The sequence below is a fragment of the Pseudomonas trivialis genome (assembly GCF_001439805.1).
In the GTDB taxonomy this organism is placed as follows: domain Bacteria; phylum Pseudomonadota; class Gammaproteobacteria; order Pseudomonadales; family Pseudomonadaceae; genus Aquipseudomonas; species Aquipseudomonas trivialis.
Window position 1 is genome coordinate 116,787 of sequence record NZ_JYLK01000014.1, and the last position, 21,337, is coordinate 138,123.

General features: G+C 63.1%; 20 protein-coding genes and 1 pseudogene. 11 read left to right on the forward strand and 10 right to left on the reverse strand.

What is annotated here, in order from left to right; translation table 11 throughout:
* Positions 1 to 11: 11 nt before the first annotated feature.
* The 3 genes from TU79_RS19150 to TU79_RS19160 form a co-directional block, all read right to left on the reverse strand.
* A complete protein-coding gene (locus TU79_RS19150) occupies positions 12 to 2,123 on the reverse strand; it encodes a TonB-dependent receptor family protein (protein WP_057009467.1) in 2,112 nt (703 codons plus the stop codon).
* A gap of 73 nt (positions 2,124 to 2,196) precedes the next feature.
* The gene (locus tag TU79_RS19155; protein ID WP_057009468.1) at positions 2,197 to 2,469 is read right to left on the reverse strand and encodes a hypothetical protein; all 273 of its coding nucleotides are present in this window, start codon (positions 2,467 to 2,469) and stop codon (positions 2,197 to 2,199) included.
* A 127-nt stretch (positions 2,470 to 2,596) separates the two neighbouring features.
* On the reverse strand, positions 2,597 to 3,343 hold the full coding sequence (locus TU79_RS19160; RefSeq protein ID WP_414896172.1) for a hypothetical protein: 747 nt from the start codon (positions 3,341 to 3,343) through the stop codon (positions 2,597 to 2,599).
* 277 nt (positions 3,344 to 3,620) lie between these two features.
* Here TU79_RS19160 and TU79_RS19165 point away from each other — a divergent pair, with 277 nt between their 5' ends.
* From TU79_RS19165 to TU79_RS19200, 8 genes are all read left to right on the forward strand, one after another.
* Positions 3,621 to 4,076: a (2Fe-2S)-binding protein gene (locus tag TU79_RS19165; RefSeq protein WP_057009469.1), complete on the forward strand. Its 456-nt coding sequence runs from the start codon at positions 3,621 to 3,623 to the stop codon at positions 4,074 to 4,076.
* Positions 4,076 to 6,313, forward strand: coding sequence for a xanthine dehydrogenase family protein molybdopterin-binding subunit (locus TU79_RS19170; protein ID WP_057009470.1), 2,238 nt, complete (start codon positions 4,076 to 4,078; stop codon positions 6,311 to 6,313). Before TU79_RS19165 ends, TU79_RS19170 begins: the two co-directional genes overlap by 1 nt.
* 15 nt (positions 6,314 to 6,328) lie before the next feature.
* Entirely contained in the window at positions 6,329 to 7,666 is a 1,338-nt protein-coding gene (locus TU79_RS19175; protein WP_057009471.1) for a c-type cytochrome, read from the forward strand.
* Positions 7,667 to 8,020: 354 nt separating this feature from the next.
* Positions 8,021 to 8,749 carry a response regulator gene (locus tag TU79_RS19180; protein ID WP_057009472.1) on the forward strand — a complete coding sequence of 243 codons (729 nt, stop codon included), beginning with the start codon at positions 8,021 to 8,023 and terminating at the stop codon, positions 8,747 to 8,749.
* Positions 8,746 to 9,807, forward strand: coding sequence for an ATP-binding protein (locus TU79_RS19185; RefSeq protein ID WP_057009473.1), 1,062 nt, complete (start codon positions 8,746 to 8,748; stop codon positions 9,805 to 9,807). Before TU79_RS19180 ends, TU79_RS19185 begins: the two co-directional genes overlap by 4 nt.
* Positions 9,808 to 9,823: 16 nt before the next feature.
* Positions 9,824 to 10,015 carry a hypothetical protein gene (locus TU79_RS19190; RefSeq protein ID WP_057009474.1) on the forward strand — a complete coding sequence of 64 codons (192 nt, stop codon included), beginning with the start codon at positions 9,824 to 9,826 and terminating at the stop codon, positions 10,013 to 10,015.
* A gap of 33 nt (positions 10,016 to 10,048) precedes the next feature.
* The gene (locus TU79_RS19195; protein WP_057009475.1) at positions 10,049 to 10,360 is read left to right on the forward strand and encodes a hypothetical protein; all 312 of its coding nucleotides are present in this window, start codon (positions 10,049 to 10,051) and stop codon (positions 10,358 to 10,360) included.
* A 128-nt stretch (positions 10,361 to 10,488) separates the two neighbouring features.
* On the forward strand, positions 10,489 to 11,358 hold the full coding sequence (locus TU79_RS19200; protein WP_057009476.1) for an isocitrate lyase/PEP mutase family protein: 870 nt from the start codon (positions 10,489 to 10,491) through the stop codon (positions 11,356 to 11,358).
* On the opposite strand, the gene ydiJ is transcribed toward TU79_RS19200, so the two are convergent.
* Entirely contained in the window at positions 11,316 to 14,378 is a 3,063-nt protein-coding gene (gene ydiJ, locus TU79_RS19205) for a D-2-hydroxyglutarate dehydrogenase YdiJ (protein WP_057009477.1), read from the reverse strand. The genes TU79_RS19200 and ydiJ overlap by 43 nt on opposite strands.
* A gap of 148 nt (positions 14,379 to 14,526) precedes the next feature.
* On the opposite strand from ydiJ, the gene TU79_RS19210 reads away from it, so the two are divergent.
* Together TU79_RS19210 and TU79_RS26110 are read left to right on the forward strand one after the other, a co-directional pair.
* A complete protein-coding gene (locus TU79_RS19210; protein ID WP_057009478.1) occupies positions 14,527 to 15,411 on the forward strand; it encodes a LysR substrate-binding domain-containing protein in 885 nt (294 codons plus the stop codon).
* A 323-nt stretch (positions 15,412 to 15,734) separates the two neighbouring features.
* A pseudogene (locus TU79_RS26110) lies at positions 15,735 to 15,833 on the forward strand (LysR substrate-binding domain-containing protein); the annotation flags it as partial.
* A 351-nt stretch (positions 15,834 to 16,184) separates the two neighbouring features.
* Here TU79_RS26110 and TU79_RS26340 read toward each other — a convergent pair.
* Positions 16,185 to 16,334 carry a hypothetical protein gene (locus tag TU79_RS26340; protein WP_169793801.1) on the reverse strand — a complete coding sequence of 50 codons (150 nt, stop codon included), beginning with the start codon at positions 16,332 to 16,334 and terminating at the stop codon, positions 16,185 to 16,187.
* 223 nt (positions 16,335 to 16,557) lie between these two features.
* Between TU79_RS26340 and TU79_RS19215 the strand changes: the two genes are divergently transcribed.
* Positions 16,558 to 16,761: a hypothetical protein gene (locus TU79_RS19215; RefSeq protein WP_057009479.1), complete on the forward strand. Its 204-nt coding sequence runs from the start codon at positions 16,558 to 16,560 to the stop codon at positions 16,759 to 16,761.
* A 115-nt stretch (positions 16,762 to 16,876) separates the two neighbouring features.
* Here the strand turns inward: TU79_RS19215 and TU79_RS19220 are convergent, their stop codons facing one another.
* The 5 genes from TU79_RS19220 to TU79_RS19240 form a co-directional block, all read right to left on the reverse strand.
* A complete protein-coding gene (locus TU79_RS19220) occupies positions 16,877 to 17,767 on the reverse strand; it encodes a glycine betaine ABC transporter substrate-binding protein (RefSeq protein WP_057009480.1) in 891 nt (296 codons plus the stop codon).
* Between the two features lie 36 nt (positions 17,768 to 17,803).
* Entirely contained in the window at positions 17,804 to 18,472 is a 669-nt protein-coding gene (locus TU79_RS19225) for an ABC transporter permease (RefSeq protein WP_057009481.1), read from the reverse strand.
* A gap of 2 nt (positions 18,473 to 18,474) precedes the next feature.
* On the reverse strand, positions 18,475 to 19,446 hold the full coding sequence (locus TU79_RS19230; protein WP_057009482.1) for an ABC transporter ATP-binding protein: 972 nt from the start codon (positions 19,444 to 19,446) through the stop codon (positions 18,475 to 18,477).
* Positions 19,443 to 20,132, reverse strand: a complete 690-nt coding sequence (locus tag TU79_RS19235; protein ID WP_057009483.1) for an ABC transporter permease — start codon at positions 20,130 to 20,132, stop codon at positions 19,443 to 19,445. Before TU79_RS19235 ends, TU79_RS19230 begins: the two co-directional genes overlap by 4 nt.
* Before the next feature lie 209 nt (positions 20,133 to 20,341).
* On the reverse strand, positions 20,342 to 21,271 hold the full coding sequence (locus tag TU79_RS19240) for a GlxA family transcriptional regulator (RefSeq protein WP_082638585.1): 930 nt from the start codon (positions 21,269 to 21,271) through the stop codon (positions 20,342 to 20,344).
* Positions 21,272 to 21,337: the final 66 nt, after the last annotated feature.

A 21,337-nucleotide genomic window follows, 5' to 3' on the forward strand; every position in this document is an offset into this window, starting at 1 on the left:
GGATTTTGGATTCAACGCCAACGCCAGGACACCCCGGTATAGATCCCCCGCCCATCCGCGGGGGTCGAACGCGCGACGTCCAGCCCCTTGTCGTCATATCCGGGCGTGACCGTATTGGCATAGCGCCGGTTGGTGAGATTGCGCAGGTCGACCCACGCCTGCCAGTCCTGCTTCGGCGCATCGTAGCCAAACGTTGCGCCCAGTAGCGTGTACGCCGCAGCGTAATAGGAATTGGCATAGTCCACCGCTACCCGCGAAGAGTGCTCGGTGTTAAGGCTGGTGTAAAAGCCGCTGGGGTGGCTGTAGCGCACTTGCGCCTGGTAATAATGCCTGGGGATGCCCGGCAGCGTGTTGCTACCAAAGCGGTCATCGTCACGGTAGTGGAAGTCGCTGAAGGTGTAGGCCTGGCGCAGATCGAGCCTACCCGCGCGGCCACCGTCCCACAGCGGGCTGAGCAGGCCAAGTTCCACGCCCTGGTGCACGGTGGGGCTGGCGTTGGCCTCGGCAATCACGGCGTTGCTGGTGGCGGTCTGGGCCTGGGTTTCCACGGCCAGCAGTTCGTGGCGCACTTCGGAGCGGTACAGCGCCAGGTCCCAGGCGCCAAGCCAGGCTTCACCCCGTCCGCCGATTTCCAGAGTAGTGGCGGTCTGGTTTTTCAGGCTCACGCCTTCGCGCGCCAGCCCATTGGCCGGGCCGCTGGTGAAGTATTTGTTGGAGCCCCAGATCATCGACCACGCGTGCGGCGGCTCAACCGAGCGACTGAGGTTGCCGTACACCTGCAATTGCGGATTGAAGTCATAACGCAGGCCAATGCGCGGCGCGTAATCCCAGTCATGCTGACTGAGCGGCGCCTGACCCTGCGGGTAGGTGACCTGGGTTTCGCGGCGCGTATAAATGGCCGCCAGGCCGGTAGTCAGCCACAGGTCCGGCAGCAGTTCGAGGTCATTGCCGATATGCAGCACGGTGTCGGACCCGAGGTAGGAATAATCACGGGTCTTGGTGCCTGGCGCGTAGATGGCGGTATTCCCGGCCGGTATACGTACATATTCCGACGCGCCATTGTTGGGCATCGCCTGGGTGGTGCGCAGGCCCAGTGTGGTTTTGCTGTCATGGCCGAACAGGCTGTCCTGACGGATGTAGTTCAGGGTGCCGCTGATATCGGTGTAAGCGACTTTCAGGCGGTTGGTGCCTTCGCGCAGGTCCATGGGGTAATCGTGATAGGCCAGACCGACCTCGACCTTTGAGCGGTCATCCAATTGCAGGGTGGTCTTGTTGGCAATCCAGGTGGATCCGGTTTGCAGGCGCTTGGAATCGCGGGCGGCGTTGAGGCTGTTGGCGGCACGCGGATCATGGCTGATCTGGTAACGCGTAAGCTTGCCGGGGGTGTCGTTGGCGGTTTCGCGGTAACGAAAATAGAAGCGGGTTTCCAGGTCCGGGTTGAAGCGATAACCGAAGTTGGCGGCAATACCCTTGCCGCTCCCCGCGCTCTGCTGCTGATAGCCGTCGGACGCGGCGTCGGTGAGGCTGATGTAATAGTCGGCGTCGCCCAGCACCTGACCGGAACTGATTTCACGCTGGGCATAACCGCGACTGCCCACCTCATAGCGCAGTTTCAAAATGGGCGCGTCATAGCCGGTACGTGTGACATAGTTGACCGCCCCCCCCAGCGCCAGCGCACCGCGATCAAAGCCGTTGGCGCCGCGCAGCACTTCCACGCGGCTGTGCCACAGTGGGTCCTTGAGTTCATAGGGCGTGCCGCCGGGCCCGGTGAGCGGCAAACCGTCAAGCATTTCGAACAGGCCGGACGCATGGGAGCCAGGGCTGCGGTTCAGGCCCGAGCCACGGATGGACAGCTTCACCCCTTCATTATTCGCGGCCTTGGCATACACCCCGGCCTGGTACTTGAACACATCCTCATTGGTGCTGACGCGTCCCTGCAGCACGCTGTCCAGGTCGATGTAGTGGGTGGCGCCAGGCACGCTCTTGAGCTGCGCCTGAGCTATTTCACCGGCACTGGCGGGCGCCGAGGTCACTTCGACCGGTGCCAGTTGCAGCGTTTCGGCATGCACCGTCGGGCTAAGGGTCAGGGCGGCAAACAGGAGCGGGGATTGGCGCAACAGCATGGGGCAGGTCCTTGGCATTCGGAAGCATAAGAAGCCTGGCGGCTTCGACGGGTCACGCCTTAAAAACGAATCCTTACTTTGCCGCAACGGCCTCCAGCGCTTGCATGAAGTCATCGGCCTCCGACCCCGCAGGGAACCTGAAACCCTGCATTTCATCTGTGGCCAGAATCGCGTCCAGGGTGCTGCGCAACTGCGCTTCGGTCGGCGAGTCCTGCAGCAGTTTCTGCGCCGGCAGCAGCAGCTCCGCCGCGACGCCCTGGACACTCGCGGTGTCGATCACCGCAAACAGGATGAAGCGCAAACGGATGTCGCGATCCGTGAGCCAAACCGTTTTTCGCTTACCCAAGGTAGGCCTCGATATTTAGGAAAAATCCGAGGCTATTGCCGGTAGAGAGGCGTTTCAAGCGGCCTGTTGCAAGATAGGCCAGTTCCTACATGGGAAAGCGAAACGCCGCACTCCCCGGCCCTGGGTATCACTGCACCGGCAGAAAATTCATCAATAACAGGCTTTGCGCATAATTGAGACCGATGCGACGGTAGCGCTCGTCGAGGATCTGGGTAAGCAGGTCCAGGCGCGCGACGATCTTGCCGAACTCAACGGCAAAACTGAGGTTGCTGCCCTCCTCCGAGATCTCGTTGGAAAACAGCAGCAACACGCCATTGGCGTCCTGGCGTTGGCCGAGCAGCCAGGTGGCCTTTTCGATGTTGCGCGCGGCGTTGCTGACAAATTGCGGGTTGATCGAGTCGGTCACGTAAAACCGGGTGCGCCCGCCGTGGGCGGTGACCAGCATGCTGCCAATGGCGTAGATGAATGCGCCGACGCGGTCGCCACGAAACTCCGGGCTCAGCGAGTAACTCAAGGCGGCCAGGTCACGACGCTCGCCAAGTGCCGGCAACGGTTGACGGTTTTCGATGGCCTGGCGGATTGTCCGCGCCGCGGTCACGGCATCCGGGTAGCCCGACTGACGCCACTGGCTCGGGTTGCGCAGGTAGAGCTTGTTCATCAACAGATACAGGCTCTGCAGGTTATCGCGCATGCCCAGGGTAGCCATGCGGTCCACGCTGGTCTGGAAGAACTCATCAGGTTTGCCTTCGCTGAATTGCCGGGCCATATCGCGGCCCTGCTGCTGGCTGCACGCCGTGGCACTCAGTGCCAACATCGCCGCGAGCAACAGCGGCCATCGTCTGGTTAAACAGGTTAAAAGGTGGCTCATCCGCATCCGCTCGAGTCCTGCTGCCTGCACGCTGAATGCGCACACTCGTGACAGGAATAGAGCAGAAGAATGAAAAAAAGTGCAGCCCTGCATGGCAGATCAGCAACGGACTACAGGCCTGCACTAGCGCATTCCTGCTGAATACTTGCCTGATCCTACGGACTTGCCGCCGATTGGATGATAGCCCAGGCCCCGTGGTCTAGAGTGCAACCATGGGCGACCTGCGTCGCACCACTTATAAGAACTCAGCTACACCGCCCGATGATCAGCAGGTGAACCCGCCATGGAATTACGCATCAACCAAAAAGCCTATCAAGTCGAGGTCGACGCCGACACGCCCCTGTTGTGGGTGATCCGCGACGACCTGGGCATGACCGGCACCAAGTACGGCTGCGGCCTGGCCCAGTGCGGCGCCTGCTCGGTGCTGGTGGACGGCAACGTGGTGCGCGCCTGCGTCACCCCGGTGGCCGCCGTGGCGGGTCGCGAGATCACCACCATCGAGGCCATCGAAGCCGATGACGTGGGCAAGCGCGTGGTCGCCGCCTGGGTCGAGCATCAGGTGGCGCAATGCGGTTACTGCCAGTCCGGCCAGGTGATGGCGGCCACAGCGCTGCTCAAGCACACCCCCGCGCCCACCACGGCGCAGATCGACGCGGCCATGGTCAACCTGTGCCGCTGCGGCACCTACAATGCGATCCACACCGCCATGGATGACCTGGCCAAGCAGGAGCGCGCCTGATGAATACGCCTCTGTCTTTGCCTGAATTGCCCCTGGGTGATCCGGTCAACCTGTCGCGCCGACGCTTTCTGGCCAGCACCGCCGTGGGCGCGCTGGTGATCGGCTTCGGCCTGCCGCTGGGCTCGGCCCGGGTGCAGGCGGCCACGGCCAACGCCGCAGAGCGCGGCACCCAGGTGCCGGCGTTTCTGGAGATTCGCCCCGACGGCAGCGTGCGCCTGCTCAGCCCCTTCATGGAAGGCGGCCAGGGCACCCACACCGCCATGGCGCAGATCGTCGGCGAAGAGCTGGACGCCGACCCCGCCACCTTCGTGGTCGAGGCCGCTCCACCGGGCGAAGCCTACGTAGTGATGGAAAACGGCATACGCATCACCGGCGGCAGCATGTCGGTGCGCATGAGCTACCCGACCATGCGCCGCCTGGGCGCCCTCGCGCGCGCCATGCTGCTGCAGGCCGGCGCCGAACAGCTCGGCGTACCGCTCGCCGAACTCACCACCCAACCCGGCCGCGTGGTGCACGCAGCGTCCGGCCGTTCGCTGGGCTACGGCGAATTGGCCGGGCGCGCCCTGGACCTGCCGGTGCCCGACCCGGCCAGCATCACGCTGCGCGACCCGAGCCAGTTCCGCTGGATCGGCAAACCGGTGAAACGCCTGGACGCCTACGACAAATCCACCGGCAAGGCGCTGTATACCATCGACCTGAAAGTCGACGACATGCTCCATGCCGCCGTGCAGCACGCGCCCCGCCTGGGCATGACCGTCGGCAGCCTGCGCAACCAGGCGCAGGTCGAGGCGATGAAAGGCGTGCATTCGGTGCACACCCTGCCCGGCGCCGTGGCGGTGGTGGCCGAACGCTGGTGGCACGCCAAACGCGCCGTCGAAGCAATCCAGGTGGATTGGCTGGAAGCGGCCGCCGATTCGAAGCTGCGCGCAATGCCTGCCGACTTTTCCACCGACAAGCACCGCGAATTCCTCGCCGCCCAGCAGGGTCCGGCCCGTGATGACGAGCACGAAGGCGACGTGGCCGGCGCGCTGAAAAACGCCAAAACCCGGGTCGAGGCCACCTACCACAACCAATACCTCAACCATGCCCAGCTGGAGCCACCCTCAGCCCTGGCGCGCTTCAACCCCGATGGTTCACTCGAGGTGTGGCTGCCCAACCAGGCACCGGACATGTTCCGCGCCGACATCGCCAAGCGCACCGGCCTTGATCCTGCGCGCATCACCCTGCACTCGCCGCTGCTGGGCGGGTTTTTCGGTCGGCATTTCCTCTATGAGTCGGCCAATCCCTACCCGCAGGCCATCGCACTGGCCAAAGCCGTGGGCCGCCCGATCAAACTGATCTGGAGCCGCGAGGAAGAGTTCCTGCGTGACGTATTGCGCCCGCTGGCGGTGGTCAAGTTCCGCGCTGCGCTGGATGACAAAGGCCTGCCGGTCGCCATCGAGGCGGTCAGCGCCACCGAAGGCCCGACCGAAGCCCTCGCCGGCAAACAGGGCGACAAGATTGACCCCACGGCCCTTGAAGGGTTGACGGGCAAAAGCTACGCGATCCCCAACAAGCGCATCGCGCAGATCTACGTCAAAGGCCCGGCCATGCTCGGTTACTGGCGCTCGGTGGGCAATTCGCTCAACGACTTTTTCTACGAAGCGTTCCTCGATGAACTGGCGGACAAGGGCGGTCACGACCCCTATGAGTTGCGCCTGCACCTGCTGCGCGACAATCCGCGACTGACCACCTTGCTCAAGGCCGCGGCCGAGTTGTCCGGTGGCTGGAGACGGGGCCCTTACACCGCCGAAGACGGCAGCCGCCGCGCCCGTGGCGTGGCGATGGCGTCGCCGTTCGGTTCCCATGCGGCGGTGGTCGCCGAAGTGTCGATCGAGCACGGCCAGGTCAAGGTGCATCACATCTGGGAAGCGATTGACCCGGGCAGTATCGTCAACCCGGCGATCGTGCAGGCACAGGTGGCCGGCGCCGTGGCGTTGGGCCTGTCGCAAACCCTGCTGGAGGAAGCGGTGTACGTGGACGGCAAGCCACGGGCGCGCAACTACGACCTGTACCCGATCCTGCCGCCCTCACGCATGGCGCAGGTGCACGTGAAAATCATCGAGAGTGGCGAAAAAATGGGCGGTATCGGCGAACCACCGCTGCCCGCAGTGGCGCCGGCCGTGGCTAACGCGGTGGCGCAGTTGACCGGCCAGCGCATCCGCAGCTTGCCATTGAGCCGATACACCTTCAGTTAAGGACAGGGAGCGCCCATGAACACCCGACGATTCGCCCGAACCGCAGGCTGGCTCGCCCTGCCCTGCCTGATCGCCGCTGGCCTGCTGGCCTGGTATGTCACCCGCGAACCTGCCTCGCCGTTCGAGCAGGAACAGGCCACAACCTTCGACCCTGCCCTGGTCAGCCGTGGCGAGTATGTCGCGCGCCTCGGCGACTGCGTGGCCTGCCACAGCCTTGCCGGCAAGGCGCCCTTTGCCGGTGGCCTGGAGATGGCCACGCCGCTGGGCACGATCCACGCCACCAATATCACTCCGGATCCAGGCGTCGGCATCGGTGCCTACAGCCTGGCCGACTTCGACCGCGCGGTACGCCAGGGCGTGGCGCCGGGCGGCCGCCGACTCTACCCGGCCATGCCCTACCCGTCTTATGTGAAGCTCAGCGACGATGACGTGCGCGCGCTGTATGCGTTCTTCATGAAAGGCGTGCAACCGGCCAGCGAGCCCAATATTCCCAGCGCCATCCCCTGGCCGCTGAACATGCGCTGGCCTATCGCCCTGTGGAACGGCGTGTTCGCCCCCACGGCCACCTACGCCGCCAAACCGGGGCAGGATGCACTGTGGAACCGTGGCGCCTATATCGTCCAGGGCCCGGGCCATTGCGGCAGTTGCCACACGCCGCGCGGCTTGGCCTTCAACGAAAAAGCCCTGGATGAGACCGGCACGCCATTCCTCGCCGGCGCGCTGCTTGACGGCTGGTACGCGCCGAGCCTGCGCCAGGACCAAAACACCGGCCTGGGCCGCTGGAGCGAGCCGCAGATCGTGCAATTCCTCAAGACCGGGCGCAACCCGCACGCAGTGGTGTACGGCTCGATGACCGAGGCCTTCAACAATTCCACGCAATTCATGGCCGACGACGACCTGGCCGCCATCGCCCGCTACCTCAAATCACTGCCCGGCGACCCACAGCGCGACGGTGCGCCCTGGCAGTACCAGGCGGCCGCTACTGACACACGCCCCGGCGCCCATCTGTACGCGACACGTTGCGCCTCCTGCCACGGCCTGGACGGCAAGGGCCAGCCCGACTGGATGCCCCCCCTGGCCGGCGCCACCTCGGCGCTGGCCAAGGAAGCCGCCTCGGCCATCAACATCACCCTCAACGGCTCCCAACGCATCGTCGCCGCAGGCGTACCCGATGCCTACCGCATGCCGGCGTTCCGCGAGCAACTTTCCGACCAGGAAATCGCCCAGGTGCTGACCTATATGCGCAGCACGTGGGGCAACACTGGCGGCGCAGTGGACGCCAGGGACGTCAACAAACTGCGCGGCCATACCGACCCGGCCAGCAGTAGCCCGATCATTTTGCATATGCGGTAAGAGCGCGGCAGCCTGAGAGCCAACCGGGATGGTCTGCCGAGCGCTGTACAACATGTGGGAGGGGGCTTGCTCCCTCCCACATGTTGATCTCCATTGGTCTGATGGATATCACACTGCTTTTGATCGTGGGCGCCCCGTCCAACCAGGCTGGCTTGAATCCGTGGGCCGCCGTAAGGGCGGAACCCATAGCAGCCATCACCGCAGCAACGGATATCTCCCCCTCAAAAGCCCCCAAATCCGTAACATTTTTGGCAATATCCCCCTCTCCATCATTTCTCCACAAACCCTCCCACAAAAGCGCATGGTAATTACGCACAATCCCCCCGCCCCCACGGCAACCACACCGAGTCCACCATGAACGACCTGCCCAACACCGCCCGGGAAACCCAGGCGCTGGTACTGATCGCCGAAGACGAACCCGAAATCGCCGACATCCTCATCGCCTATCTCAAGCGCGCCGGGTTTCGCACCGCCCATGCGCTGGACGGCCGGCGCGCGCTGGAGCTGCATCAGACGCTCAAGCCGGACCTGCTGCTGCTCGATGTGCTCATGCCCCACGTGGACGGCTGGAAGGTGCTGGCCGAAGTACGTCATCGCGGCAACACGCCGGTGATCATGCTGACCGCACAGGACCAGGACCTGGACAAGCTGATGGGCCTGCGCATCGGCGCCGACGACTACATCGTCAAACCGTTCAACCCGGCCGAAGTGGTGGCGCGCACCCAGGCCGTGCTGCGCCGCACCACCGACTATCAATACGTGTCGGCCAGCAGCGTGCTGCGCGTGGATGCGTTCGAGATCGATATCGAAAGCCACGACGTCACGGTGCGCAGGGCGGGCGAGGCGTTAACGCTGCTGCTCACCGCCACCGAATTCAAATTGCTCGCACAACTGGCCAAGGCGCCCAAGCGCGTGTTCAGCCGCGCCGAGCTGCTGGCGCTGTGCTCGCCGGAAAGCGACAGCCTGGAACGCACGGTGGACAGCCATATCAGCAAGCTGCGCCGCAAGATCGAAGACCTTGGCCTGCAAGGCGTGCCCGAAAGTATCCGGGGCGTGGGCTATCGATTTGGGAGTGTGGCGTGAAGATTCTCAACGGCTTGAGCCGCCAGATCATTGTGTCGATGTCGGCCGTGGTGCTGTGCGTCATCGCCCTCGCCGTGGTCGGCTCCTACGTGTTCTATTCGCTGTTGTGGGCCTATTGGCCGCTGTCCGAAGAAGACGTGGACACGTGGATGCCGTCCAATATCGAGTGGGCCTGGATGGGGCTGATCACGCTGGTCAGCCTGGCCGTGGGCGCGGTGGTGACGTTGAAGTTATCGCGCCGGATTCTGATGCCCTTGAACTCGGTCGCCGAGAGCCTGCGCAAACTGGCCGACGGTGACCTGGAAGCCCAAGCCGTGGCGGGTGAACACCCCATCGGCGAGGCGGCGATTCTGGTGGATGACTTCAACAGCATGGCTCAGCGCCTTAAACGCATGGCCCAGGAGCAGGCGTTCTGGAACGCGGCGATTGCCCACGAACTGCGCACGCCCCTGACAATTCTGCGCGGACGCCTGCAAGGCCTGGCCGAAGGCGTTTTCGAACCGGACAACGCACAGTTCTACAGCCTGCTGGGCCAGGTCGAAGGCCTGACGCGGCTGATCGAAGACCTGCGGGTGGTCGGGCTGGCCGACAGCGGCTACCTGGAACTGCACCTGCAGAACGCCGACCTCGCTGCCGGGATCGAGGACGATGTGCGGCTGTTCGAACCAAGCCTCACGGCCGCCGGGTTCGTGCTGCACCTGGACCTGCAACGCCGTTTGATGCGCTGCGATCCCGGGCGGATCCGCCAGGCCTTGCTTGCCCTGCTGGACAATATCCGCCGCCACGCCACGCCAGGTAACGTCAACATCCACTTGAGCACGCGCGACGCGATCCATTATCTGCGGGTGCGCGATGACGGCCCCGGCATCGACGCCGAATTTGCCGTGCACCTGTTCGAAGCGTTCCAGCGCGGCGAAAACTCGCGCTCCAGGGCCCAGGGCGGCAGCGGCCTGGGCCTGGCGGTGGTGCGCGCGATTGCCCTCGCCCATGGCGGTGCGGTGAGCTGCCGACGCATGGAAAACGGCGGCACTCTGTTCGAATTCAGCTGGCCCGTTTGATCAATCGGATACCACGATGCGCGTCTTTGCCTGGCTGTTCAGCTCCACCCCCGACTACCGGGACTTCGCTTTACTGGATAACCATGGCGTGTGTATCGCATTCAAACGCTGTACCGCCCAGCCTGCCAACGGCGACTGGGTCGCCGTCAATGAGATCAACCTGAGCTGGCTGGGCAGACCGTTGCCCGGCAGAGCCCGAACCGTTTAACAACCTTCGTCCTGTACGCAGTGGCCTACCCTTATGTCGAACACGTATCTGTCCAAGCTTGAAGACTCACTGAGACTGCACACCGCCCGGTTGAAAAAGTGGCAGCGGCTGTGGGTGCCCTTGCAGCAGCGCGCACCAAAATGGGTCCTGGGGCTGTGGACTCTGGGGGTGTTCTTCTCGTTGATCACCGAGTTCTACGCGCACTGGATGGTGACCGCGCCGTTGATCCTTGCGTTGATCGTCGCCGAAATCGTGATCGATGAGCGGCAAATGACGCTGTCCTTGCAGGCCGATAAACTGCGCGACCTGCTCAGGACCGCCAGGCATCGCTATGCCTGCCCTTGAGGGTTATGTGCCTGGCGCATGGCCCATTCTTAAACGTCATAACGCTGCTTTCATCTGCGTGGTAGGCTCGCTGGTTTATAAACAGGCATTGATCGTGCATTAGACGATGGCCAGAACCAGGAAAGATCATGCCAAAAATTTCCCACTCAGCGCTTCGCTGCAATTTTCGTGAGTTGCTTGCCGCCTCCCAGTGCGTTGAAACAGCTTCTGTGTTCGACCCGATGTCCGCGCGCATTGCGGCCGACCTGGGGTTTGAGGTCGGCATTCTGGGCGGCTCGGTCGCCTCGTTGCAGGTACTGGCGGCGCCCGATTTCGCGCTGATCACCCTCAGCGAATTCGTCGAACAGGCCACGCGCATCGGTCGCGTCGCCCAACTGCCCTTTATCGCCGATGCCGATCACGGTTACGGCAATGCCCTGAACGTGATGCGCACCGTCGAAGAACTCGAACGCGCCGGCGTGGCCGCGCTGACCATCGAAGACACCCTGCTGCCCGCGCAATTCGGGCGCAAATCCACCGATCTGATTTCCATCGACGAAGGCATCGGCAAGGTCAGGGCCGCTCTCGAGGCACGGGTTGATCCTGCGCTGTCGATCATCGCGCGCACCAACGCCGGTGTACTGCCCACTGAGGACGTGATCAAGCGCACTCGGGCCTACGAAAAAGCCGGTGCCGACGGCATCTGCATGGTCGGCGTCAAGGACTTCGAGCACCTGGAGCAGATCGCCGAAAACCTCAGCGTGCCGCTGATGCTGGTGACCTACGCCAACCCCAAGCTCAACGACGCAGCGCGCCTGGCCAGCCTCGGTGTGCGCGTGGTGGTGGCCGGCCATGGCGCCTACTTTGCGGCCATCAAGGCCACCTACGACAGCCTGCGCGCGCAGCGCCAACTGACCCACCGCACCTCCAACCTCAGCGCCACCGAACTCACCCACACCTACACGTTGCCGGCCAGCTACATGGCGTGGGCCGAAGAGTTCATGGACGTCAAGGAGTAAGGCTGACCGGCATGCTCGAGCACCACTTGCAACGGGTGGCGCAGGTGCCTGCCGGCTAGACGCTTGACCTGGCTGCGGCAGGAATAACCCGTGGCCAGCGCCTCGCCGGACTGGTCCAGCTTGCCGGCCCATGACTGCTCGAAAATGGTCTTCGACGTGTGCTGATTGCGGGCCTCATGGCCATAAGTGCCGGACATCCCGCAGCAGCCACTCGCCTCGCTGACCAGTGTGAGCCCCAACCGGGCAAACACGGCTTGCCACTGCGCGGTACTGGCCGGCACGTTGGTCTTTTCGGTGCAGTGCGCCAGCAGGCGGAAGGTCTGCGGGTTGTGGGGCGCGCGCTCCGGCAGCGCGTCGACCAGCCATTCCTGAGGCAGCAGCACCGTCGGGCACTCGCCCATTCCCGGCACCTTGCGGTACTCCTGGCGATAGACCAGCGTCATTGCCGGATCCAGGCCCACCAGCGGCACGCCGCAGTCGGCCAGGGCCTTGAGTTGCGTGGCATTGCGAATCGCCGCTTTGGCGAAGGCACCGAGGAAGCCCTGCACATGCAAGGGTTTGCCATTGGCGCTGTAGGGCGCCAGAAACACCCGGTAGCCCAGCTGATGAGCCAACTGGATAAAGTTCGCCAGCAACGGCGTTTCGAAGTAACGGGTGAATGCATCCTGCACCAGCACCACGCTGCGCTCGCGTTGCGCGGGCGTCAGCTCGCGCAGCGCCGCCACGCTGGCGACCTTGACCTTGCACGCGTTGAGCGTGGCCTGCAAATCGTGGCGGTGGATCAGCGGGCTGTCGAGCATGCCCACGTGGCGTGCCAGCAGGCGACTCATCCAACCGGCGCCCATGACCGCGTTGTACAGGCCCGGCGCGTAAGCCAGGTAGGGAATGGTGAACTCCAGCGAGCCGATCAGGTAGTCGCGCATCGGACGTTGGTAGCGACCGTGATACAGCTCCAGGAACCGCGAGCGAAACTCCGGCACATTGACCTTGATCGGGCACTGCCCCGCGCAGGATTTACACGCCAGACAGCCCGCCATGGCGTCATACACCTCATGGGAAAAGTCCGCCTCACCGCGCGAGCGCGCCAGGTTGTTGCGCAGCCGCGCGGGCAGCCCGCCCAACCAGGCGAGCCGGCCGCGAGCCACGACCAGCACGTCGATATTGGCCGCGCCCTGCAGGCGCAACCACTCGCGGATCAGCGACGCCCTGCCCTTGGGCGAATGCTGGCGTTCGCGGGTGGCTTTCCACGAGGGGCACATGGCGTCGTCGGGGTCGTAGTTGTAGCAGGCGCCATTGCCGTTGCAGTGCATGGCGGTGCCGAAGCTCTGCCACACGCGTTCGTCGATGTGCCGGTCGAGGTCGCCGCGCAGCGTCACTTCGTCGACTTTGAGCAACCCCTGGGCGGCATTTGGCGGCGTGCAGATCTTGCCGGGATTGAGCTGGTTGTGCGGGTCAAAGGCGCCCTTGAGCGCTTGCAACGCCGGGTACAGCTCGCCGAAGAACGCGGGCACGTATTCAGAGCGCAAACCCTTGCCATGCTCGCCCCACAGCAGCCCGCCGTAACGCTGGGTCAGCGCGGCCACGGCGTCGGAGATCGGTTTGACCAGGGCGGCCTGGGCCGGGTCTTTCATGTCCAGCGCCGGGCGTACGTGCAGCACGCCGGCGTCGACATGGCCGAACATGCCGTAGGCCAGGCCATAACTGTCGAGCAAGGCGCGAAACTCGGTGATGTAATCGGCCAGACGCTCCGGCGGCACGGCAGTGTCTTCGACAAAGGGCTGCGGGCGAATCTCACCGTCGACGTTACCCAGCAGCCCCACCGAACGTTTGCGCATGGCGTAGACGCGGGTCACCGCTTCGGCGCCTTCGGCCAGGGTGTGGCCCAGCCGCTCGAGGCTGGTGTCGCTCTGCAAGTGCGCGACAAAGGCCGCCACCCGTGCGTTGACCTGGGCCACATCGTCGCCGCTGAATTCCACCAGGTTGATGCCCAGCGTGGGGCGCGCGGCATCGGTGGGGAAGTACTCGGCGACGCTGTGCCAGACAATGTCCTTCATCGCCAGCAGCAACACTTTGGAGTCCACGGTTTCGATGGACAGCGGCGCATGCGCAAGCAAGGCGTTGGCGTCACGCAGCGCGTCCATGAAGCTGGCGTAGCGCACATTGACCAGCACCGAGTAACGCGGAATCGGCAGCACATTGAGCCTGGCTTCGACCACATAGCCGAGCGAGCCTTCGGCGCCGCACAGCACGCTGTTGAGGTTGAAACGCCCCTGCTCGTCACGCAGGTGCGCCAGGTCGTAACCGGTGAGGCAGCGATTGAGCGTGGGGAATATCGAGGCGATCAGCTCGGCCTGGGTGTCGTGGATGTGCCGCGCGGTGCGGTACACCTCACCGATGCGGCCGCTCTGCGCGCACGCCGCCTCAAGCTCGCCGTCGGACAGCGGCCGGCTGTGCAGGTGCTCGCCGCCAAGCAACACGCTGTGCAGTTCAAGAACATGGTCGCGGGTCTTGCCGTAGGTGCAACTGCCCTGGCCGCTGGCGTCCGTGTTGATCATGCCGCCCACGGTGGCGCGGTTGGAGGTGGACAGCTCCGGGGCGAAGAACAGCCCGTGAGGCTTGAGCGCGGCATTGAGCTGGTCCTTGACCACGCCCGCCTGCACCCGCACCCAGCGCTCGGCCACGTTGATTTCAAGGATTGCGTTCATGTGGCGCGACAGATCGACCACGATGCCATCGGTCAGCGACTGGCCGTTGGTGCCGGTGCCACCGCCGCGCGGGGTCAGTTTGACCTGGCGAAAGCGCGGTTCGGCCATCAGGGTGGCGATGCGCGCGATATCGTCGGCGTCGAGGGGGAATACCGCCGCTTGGGGCAGGCGCTGATAGATCGAATTATCGGTGGCCAGTACGGTGCGGGTGGCGTAGTCGGCACTGAGCTGGCCGCGAAAGCCGCTGGCCTGCAAGGCCTGCAGAAACTCCGGGTACTGTGGCGCAGGTGCAGCGGTAGGCAACGGGGCGATCATCGCGGGCAGGTCTCTGGGCACGGAAAGTCAAAATACTTGTCGCCTGGGCATTAATAGGTCAGCCTCAGGTCGTTGGTTTGGCCCATGATCCTGCAGGTTACGGCGCGCTACAAACGCATAATCCTGCCGCTATCGATGACTTTTACGAATGAATTACCGTCACCTCACCCCTTCGATGTCGCTGCTGCTGGCGTTTGAAGCCGCTGCGCGACACGAAAGCTACACCCGCGCGGCCGTGGAGCTGTCCCTGACCCAGAGCGCGGTAAGCCGACAGGTTCAGGCGCTGGAGCAGCAGTTGGGCCTGACGCTGTTTCGCCGCGAAGGCCGGCACGTCCAGTTGACCGATGTGGGCAGGCTGTATCAGCGCGAGATGAGCCACGCACTCGGCCTGATCCGCAGCGCCACGTTGCAGGCCCTGGCCTACCAATCGGGCAGCGGCACCCTGCGCCTGGCCACCTTGCCGACCTTTGGCTCAAAGTGGCTGTTGCCGCGCCTGCATGATTTTTACAAAAGCCATCCCGGCATGCTGGTGCACATCCATTCGCGGATCGACGCCATCGACTTCGAAACCAGCGGCATCGATGCCGCCATCGTCGTGGGCAGTGCCGATCTGCCAGGGCTGATCAGCCATCGGTTGCACATGGAAGAACTGCTGGTGATCATGTCGCCCGACGCCGCCCTGGCCCATGAAGATTGGCAAGCGCAGCACCTGGCGCAGCAGATGCTGTTGAATGTGGCAAACAATGCCACCGTCTGGGGCGAGTGGTTCAGCCACCACGGCCTGCCCCATCGCCTGATGCGCCTGGGGCCGAACTTCGAACTGACGTCGCACTTGATTCAGGCCGTGCGTGCAGGCATCGGCATCGGCCTGGTGCCGCGTATTTTGGTGAGCGACGAACTGGCCAACGGCGAATTGATCAGCCTGGGGCAGCCCTTTGCCAGTCAGCGCAGTTATTACCTGGTTTACCCGCCGCGCAATGAAAGGCTGCCTTCATTGATTGCATTTCGCACCTGGTTGTTGCAGCAACTGTGAGTGAGGCCGGAAAGGACCTCTGTGGCGAACAGCATTACTGTGGCGAGCGGGCTTGTTGTGGCGAGCGGGCTTGCCCCGCGTTGGGCTGCGCAGCAGCCCCGAAATCAGGCTCTGCGTAGCGTCAGTTACAACGCGTTTACCTTAAATGGGGGCGCTTCGCACCCCAACGCGGGGCAAGCCCGCTCGCCACAACAAGCCCGCTCGCCACATAAAGCCTGCTCGCCAAAGAAACCGGGGTTGCTTCCAGGCAGCGCCTGGTCAGTTCATCTGAAACCGTTGACGTTGCTGCAGGAATTCCCGGGATACGTTTTCGAAGCCAGCCTTTCGCCAGTCAGCGCAGTTATTACCTGGTTTACCCGCCGCGCAATGAAAGGTTGCCCTCGTTGATTGCGTTTCGCACCTGGCTGTTAGAGCAGCTGTGAGTGAGGCCGGAAAGGACCTCTGTGGCGAGCGGGCTTGCCCCGCGTTGGGCTGCGCAGCAGCCCCGAAACCACGCTCTGCGTAGCGTCAGTTACAACGCGTTTACCTTAAATGGGGACGCTTCGCACCCCAACGCGGGGCAAGCCCGCTCGCCACAACAAGCCTGCTCGCCACAACAAGCCTGCTCGCCACATAAAGCCTGCTCGCCAAAGAAACCGGGGTTGCTTCCAGGCAGCGTTTAGTCAGTTCATCTGGAGCAATTGGCGTTGTTGCAGGAACTCTCGAGATACGTTTTCGATGGATTCACGGCCCACTTCGATACGGACATTGAGCGCCGCGATGCATCCCCACCTTCACTTATCCCCCTCAACCTTCCCCTCCTGCATCTGCACCGACGACTTGCTTCCATCAGTATTGCCCTTAGTGGTGTTGTCGGCATTATCAAAGCACCCGTGCAGCAGGAATACGCTGCAAAGGCCCAGGCACATCGATAGTTTTTTCATGATCATCTCCAGGCGGACTTAAACACGGGCCGTCAGACCTTGTTTTATCTGGCCCGGATACACCCGTGCCTGTTCAACAAATAGTCTGCCTGGCTGACAGGCGGTCAAGGCGCCGGCAGCGAAAAAATCTGAATCATTCACCCAGGCGACCCTCTGTGTTTTAAACGGAATAAAAGACGAGGACGCTGACTTGAGTGATGTGGATTGGGTGCAATGGCCTGCCATGGCTGTCACCGTATTGGCGGCATGGCTGATCGGGTCTCAGCGTCCGGCAAGGCGGATGGCAGGATTTTTCTGTTTTATCTTGAGCAATATTCTATGGGTCATCTGGGGCGTTCATGCCCATGCATACGCGTTGATCGTACTGCAGATATGCCTGTGCCTGATGAACCTGCGCGGCTTCAGAAAGAACGTGCAAAATCGCTGATCAAGATCATCCGGCATTGCGCTGCGCGCGCAGGTTCTTTGTGAAGCCCCGCACGGGCTTGCACCAAAAGCCTGCTCGCCAAAGAAGCCGGGGGTCGTTTCCAGACAGCGTTTAGTCAGTTCATCTGGAACAGTTGGCGTTGCTGGAGGAATTCCCGGGATACATTTTCTATGGATTCACGGCCCACTTCGATACGGGCATTAAGCGCGGCGATGGTGGCGTCATCCAGCGTGGAAGACAGCGCGTTGAGCAACCGGCCGACCTTCGGGTTGGCCTTCAGGACCTCGGTGCGGATGACGGGGGTGAGTGCGTAACTGGGAAAAAATCCCTTGTCGTCCTTTAACGCGACAAACCCGAACGCGGACAGGCGTCCATCAGTCGACATCACCAGCGCCACGTTCGTCTGGCTGTCACGCAGGGCCTGGTAAGTCAGGCCGCCGTCCATTCGGATCACGTTTTTACGCCCGAACTCGAACCCATAAGTTTGTTGCAGCGGTCGCAGCCCGTCAGAGCGCGAGAAAAATTCGGCATTGGAGGCAAATGTGTAGAGCTTGCCGTCGCCGATATTCCTGGCCAGGTCGCTGATCGAGGCAATGCCGTCCTTGTCCGCCTGCTCCTTGCGCATGGCCAGTGCGTAGGTGTTGTTGGCGCCGGATGGATTCAGCCAGGTGATGCCTTTCTGTGCATCCAGCGCACTGACCTTGTTGTAGGCTGCTTCGGCATCCAGCTTTTCATTGACCTTGTTGTGAACGATCAACGCAGTGCCGGTGTATTCCCAGTACACGTCGACCTGGCCGTTTTCCTGCGCCGCGCGCAGGATCGAGGAGCCCAGGTCCGGGCGTTTATCCACCCGGTAACCATTGGCGCGCAGCAGCTGGGTGGTGAGTTCGGCCACCAGTTGCTGCTCGGTGAACTTCTTGCCGCCAACGACGATAGTGCTGTTGGCTAGAGCACCGCCCACCAGACCCAGCGTAAACATCAGACTGACCCATACTCGATACATCATCCTGCACCTCGTTTCAGTGTTGTGTGTCGACAGATTTCAAACGCGTCCGGCCAAACGCAATCCCCGGGAAACGCTGAGGTTCTGGATCAGGCCGCACGCCAGGTCGATCACGATGGCCAGCAATGCGGTGGACACGGCACCGGCCAGCATCATGTCGAAATCGTTCAGGTCGATACCGGTAAAAATCAATTCGCCCAGCCCGCCTCCGCCAACCAGGAAGGCCAGCGGCGCCGTGCCGACGTTGATGGCCAGGGCCGTACGGATACCGGCGAAGATCACGTTCATCGCATTGGGTATCTCGACTTTCCACAGCACTTGCGTCGGCGTCATGCCCATGGCCTCGGCCGCTTCGATCACGTGCCGGGGCACCGCGCGCAAACCTTCGCAGGTGTTTACCGCCACGGGCAGCAAGGTTGCCACCCACAAGGCGAAGATGGCCGCGCTACTGCCCACGCCGACAAAGCTCATGGCCAGCGCCAGCAGGGCAAGCTTGGGAATGGCCTGCCCCACATTGAGAAACTGCATGCACGCCATGGCATGGCGCTGGCTCGCCGTGCGGCTCATCCATACGCCAAGGGGCAGCGCCACCAGCAAGGCCAGTGCCGCGCTGATGGCGACGATTTGCAGGTGCTGAACGCTCAGGTAGCTGATATCGCCCCAGTAGAGCTCAAGCCCGGCGCTCAAGCGGCTGATGAACTCAGGCATCGTCAGTGCACCCCATGCGTCGTGTGGTCAGCCAGCCGCGCCAGGATATCGGCCTGGTGCACGTAGCCGACAAAACGTCCATCGCTGTCGTTGCACAGCGCCCAGTCCTGACCGCGCCCCAGCAATTGCGAAAACACCTGACGCAGGTCATCCCCGGGCTTGACCACCAGTTGCGCGGAGGAAGAACCGCCTTGCCGAGGCGGCACCTGGCTGGCCACGTCCACCGAGCGCAACAGGCGCAGGCGCTTCATGATGCGGTCACCGCCCATGAAGCTGGCCACGAAGTCGCTGGCAGGCCGGGCCAGCAGGTCGTCCGGGGTGCCGAACTGCTCGATCCTGCCGTCATGGAACAACGCGACACAGTCGGCCATCTTCATCGCCTCGTCGATGTCGTGGCTGACGAACAGCACAGTCTTGCCGACCTGGCGCTGGATACGCATGAACTCGTCCTGGATCACCTCGCGGTTGATTGGGTCGATGGCGCCAAACGGCTCGTCCATCAACATCACCGGCGGGTCCGCCGCCAGGGCACGGGCCACGCCGACCCGCTGCTGCTGGCCGCCCGAAAGTTCACAAGGGTAGCGTTTGAGAAATGTCGCCGGGTCCAGCGCCACCACCTCCAGCAACTCCGCAGCGCGCTTGCGGCTCGTGTTCTTGTCCCATCCCAGCAGATTGGGCACCACGCAGATGTTGTCCTCGACGGTCATGTTGGGGAACAGACCGACTTGTTGAATCACATAGCCGATGGAACGCTTGAGCGTCACGCTGTCCAGTTCGGCGGTATCGCGTCCGGCAATCCTGATGGTGCCGGAGGTAGGCGCAATCAGCCGGTTGATCATCTTCAACGTGGTGGTTTTACCGCAGCCCGACGGGCCGAGCAGAATGCAGATCTGCCCCTCGGCGACGCTCAACGAGACGTCTTGTACCGCGGTGATGGCGCCAAAGGTCTTGTTCAGATGTTCGATCTGGATCATGTGGTTGCCTCTTTCAGTCGGCCGGCCATCAGCGTGCTGGTGTTCAGGCCGCGGGGTGTCAGCAGCCGCTGCAGGGCGTACAGCGCATAGTCAGCCGCGATGGCGATCACGCTGATGACCAGGGCGCCGGCCAGCAATTGCCGCGTATCGGTTTGCGTGATACCGCGAATGATGAGGCTGCCCAGGCCGCCGGCGCCGATGTAAGCGGCAATGGCTGCGATGCCGATATTGATCACCGTGGCCATCCTGACGCCCGCCATGATCAGCGGCACCGCCAGCGGCAGTTCGACCTTGCGCAGTCGCTGCCAGGTGGACATGCCCATGCCGATGGCCGCCTCGCGCAAGGCCGGGTCGATATTGGAAAGTGCGGTGCTGGTGTTGCGGATGATCGGCAGCTGCGAATACAGGAACAGCGCAATGACCGCCGGTACCACGCCGATTCCGTAGCCCACCAGGGACAGCACGGGAATCATCAGCCCGAACAACGCGGCCGAAGGAATGGTCATCAGCACGGCGGCGAAGGCCAGCACCCAGCGACGCAAGCCGGCGTGCTGGGAGATCGCGATACCGGCGGGCACACCGGTGAGGATCGCCAGACCGACGGCAAGCGCGACGATGAACAGGTGCTGCCCCAGCAGAAAGCTGATCAGGCCGTGATTGTCCAGAATGAAGCGCAAGGTTTCCATGGTTGCAGGGCCTTCTTCAGGTCATTGTTGTTGTGCTCGGCACAGCGCCGAAAGGCGCGCTGAACCTGCCACGAACCTTACCCCGTCGGCGCACGGCATCTGCGCTGTATCCCCGACGAGCTATATCAAAAAATCGACGTTTCCGAGTTGCGCCAGCGCCCGTATGACGAGGTGGCGAAAGATTAGCGCTGCCGGGTCATGCACTGACATCAGGAATGGGTTTCATCAAATTTCCGCCGCTCCTCGCCGGGCGTGCAGCCCCATGTACGCCGGTAGACATCGCCCAGGTGCGAGGCTGAAACGAAGCCGCAACAGTGGGCGATACGGGCGATGGGCTGGGCGCTTTCACGCAGCAGGCGGCGCGCTTCGTTAAGCCGCAGTTCCAGATAGAATTTTTTCGGGGTCTTGCCGAAGTGCTGTTGCCACAGGCGCTCCAACTGACGATGGGACAGGTTGCAGCGCTCGGCGATCACATCGATGCCAACCAGGTGCTCCAGGTTGTTTTCCATCGCGGCAATCGCCGCCGTGAGCCGCCGGTCGTGAACCCCGAAACGCCACTGGATCGACATGCGCTGGTGTTCTTCCGGCGCCCTGATTCGGGCATGCAAAAATTGCTCGGCGACGCCTGCCGCCAGCGGGTTGCCGAAATCCAGCGCTATCTGCGCCAGCATCAGGTCGATGGCCGCCGTGCCACCGGCACAGGTCCAGCGGTTGTCATGGTTGACGTAGAGGTCGCGGGTCACTTCGATCAGGGGAAACTCCTCGGCAAACTGGCCGATGCATTCCCAGTGCAGGGTGCAGCGTTTTCCATCGAGCAAACCGGCGCGGGCAAGAATGAAAGTGCCCGTGCTCAAGGCACCTACCGTTATGCCCCGGGCCGCCGCGCGTTGCAGATAGCGCAGCATCTTCGGCGGTTTCTGTGTCTCGATATCCAGGCTGGCCAGCACGAACACGCGGTCCAGCGCGGGGGCGTGTTCGATCGCCACCGTCTGCAGTTCCAGCCCACTGCTGGAGCACACCGGCCCACCGGTTTCACTCAGCAGCGTCCACTCATACAACCGTGTGCCACGAAGCCGATTCGCCGCCCGCAGCGGCTCGCTGGCGCCGGCAAGCGCCATCATCGAGAACTGGGGAAGCATGAGCAAACCAATGTGCCGGGGAGTCATCATCGCCGAATTCTCGTGTGGGCGCCCACCTGGGCAAAC

Coding starts and splice junctions, on each gene's coding strand:
- TU79_RS19170 (WP_057009470.1), top strand. CDS start 4,076: ATGAATACGCCTCTGTCTTTGCCTGAATTGCCCCTGGGTGATCCGGTC.
- TU79_RS19210 (WP_057009478.1), top strand. CDS start 14,527: ATGAATTACCGTCACCTCACCCCTTCGATGTCGCTGCTGCTGGCGTTT.
- TU79_RS19190 (WP_057009474.1), top strand. CDS start 9,824: ATGCGCGTCTTTGCCTGGCTGTTCAGCTCCACCCCCGACTACCGGGAC.
- TU79_RS19200 (WP_057009476.1), top strand. CDS start 10,489: ATGCCAAAAATTTCCCACTCAGCGCTTCGCTGCAATTTTCGTGAGTTG.
- TU79_RS19150 (WP_057009467.1), bottom strand. CDS start 2,123: ATGCTGTTGCGCCAATCCCCGCTCCTGTTTGCCGCCCTGACCCTTAGC.
- TU79_RS19215 (WP_057009479.1), top strand. CDS start 16,558: ATGGCTGTCACCGTATTGGCGGCATGGCTGATCGGGTCTCAGCGTCCG.
- TU79_RS19165 (WP_057009469.1), top strand. CDS start 3,621: ATGGAATTACGCATCAACCAAAAAGCCTATCAAGTCGAGGTCGACGCC.
- TU79_RS19220 (WP_057009480.1), bottom strand. CDS start 17,767: ATGATGTATCGAGTATGGGTCAGTCTGATGTTTACGCTGGGTCTGGTG.
- TU79_RS26340 (WP_169793801.1), bottom strand. CDS start 16,334: ATGAAAAAACTATCGATGTGCCTGGGCCTTTGCAGCGTATTCCTGCTG.
- TU79_RS19225 (WP_057009481.1), bottom strand. CDS start 18,472: ATGCCTGAGTTCATCAGCCGCTTGAGCGCCGGGCTTGAGCTCTACTGG.
- TU79_RS19235 (WP_057009483.1), bottom strand. CDS start 20,132: ATGGAAACCTTGCGCTTCATTCTGGACAATCACGGCCTGATCAGCTTT.
- TU79_RS19160 (WP_414896172.1), bottom strand. CDS start 3,343: ATGCGGATGAGCCACCTTTTAACCTGTTTAACCAGACGATGGCCGCTG.
- TU79_RS19230 (WP_057009482.1), bottom strand. CDS start 19,446: ATGATCCAGATCGAACATCTGAACAAGACCTTTGGCGCCATCACCGCG.
- TU79_RS19195 (WP_057009475.1), top strand. CDS start 10,049: ATGTCGAACACGTATCTGTCCAAGCTTGAAGACTCACTGAGACTGCAC.
- TU79_RS19240 (WP_082638585.1), bottom strand. CDS start 21,271: ATGCTTCCCCAGTTCTCGATGATGGCGCTTGCCGGCGCCAGCGAGCCG.
- ydiJ (WP_057009477.1), bottom strand. CDS start 14,378: ATGATCGCCCCGTTGCCTACCGCTGCACCTGCGCCACAGTACCCGGAG.
- TU79_RS19180 (WP_057009472.1), top strand. CDS start 8,021: ATGAACGACCTGCCCAACACCGCCCGGGAAACCCAGGCGCTGGTACTG.
- TU79_RS19175 (WP_057009471.1), top strand. CDS start 6,329: ATGAACACCCGACGATTCGCCCGAACCGCAGGCTGGCTCGCCCTGCCC.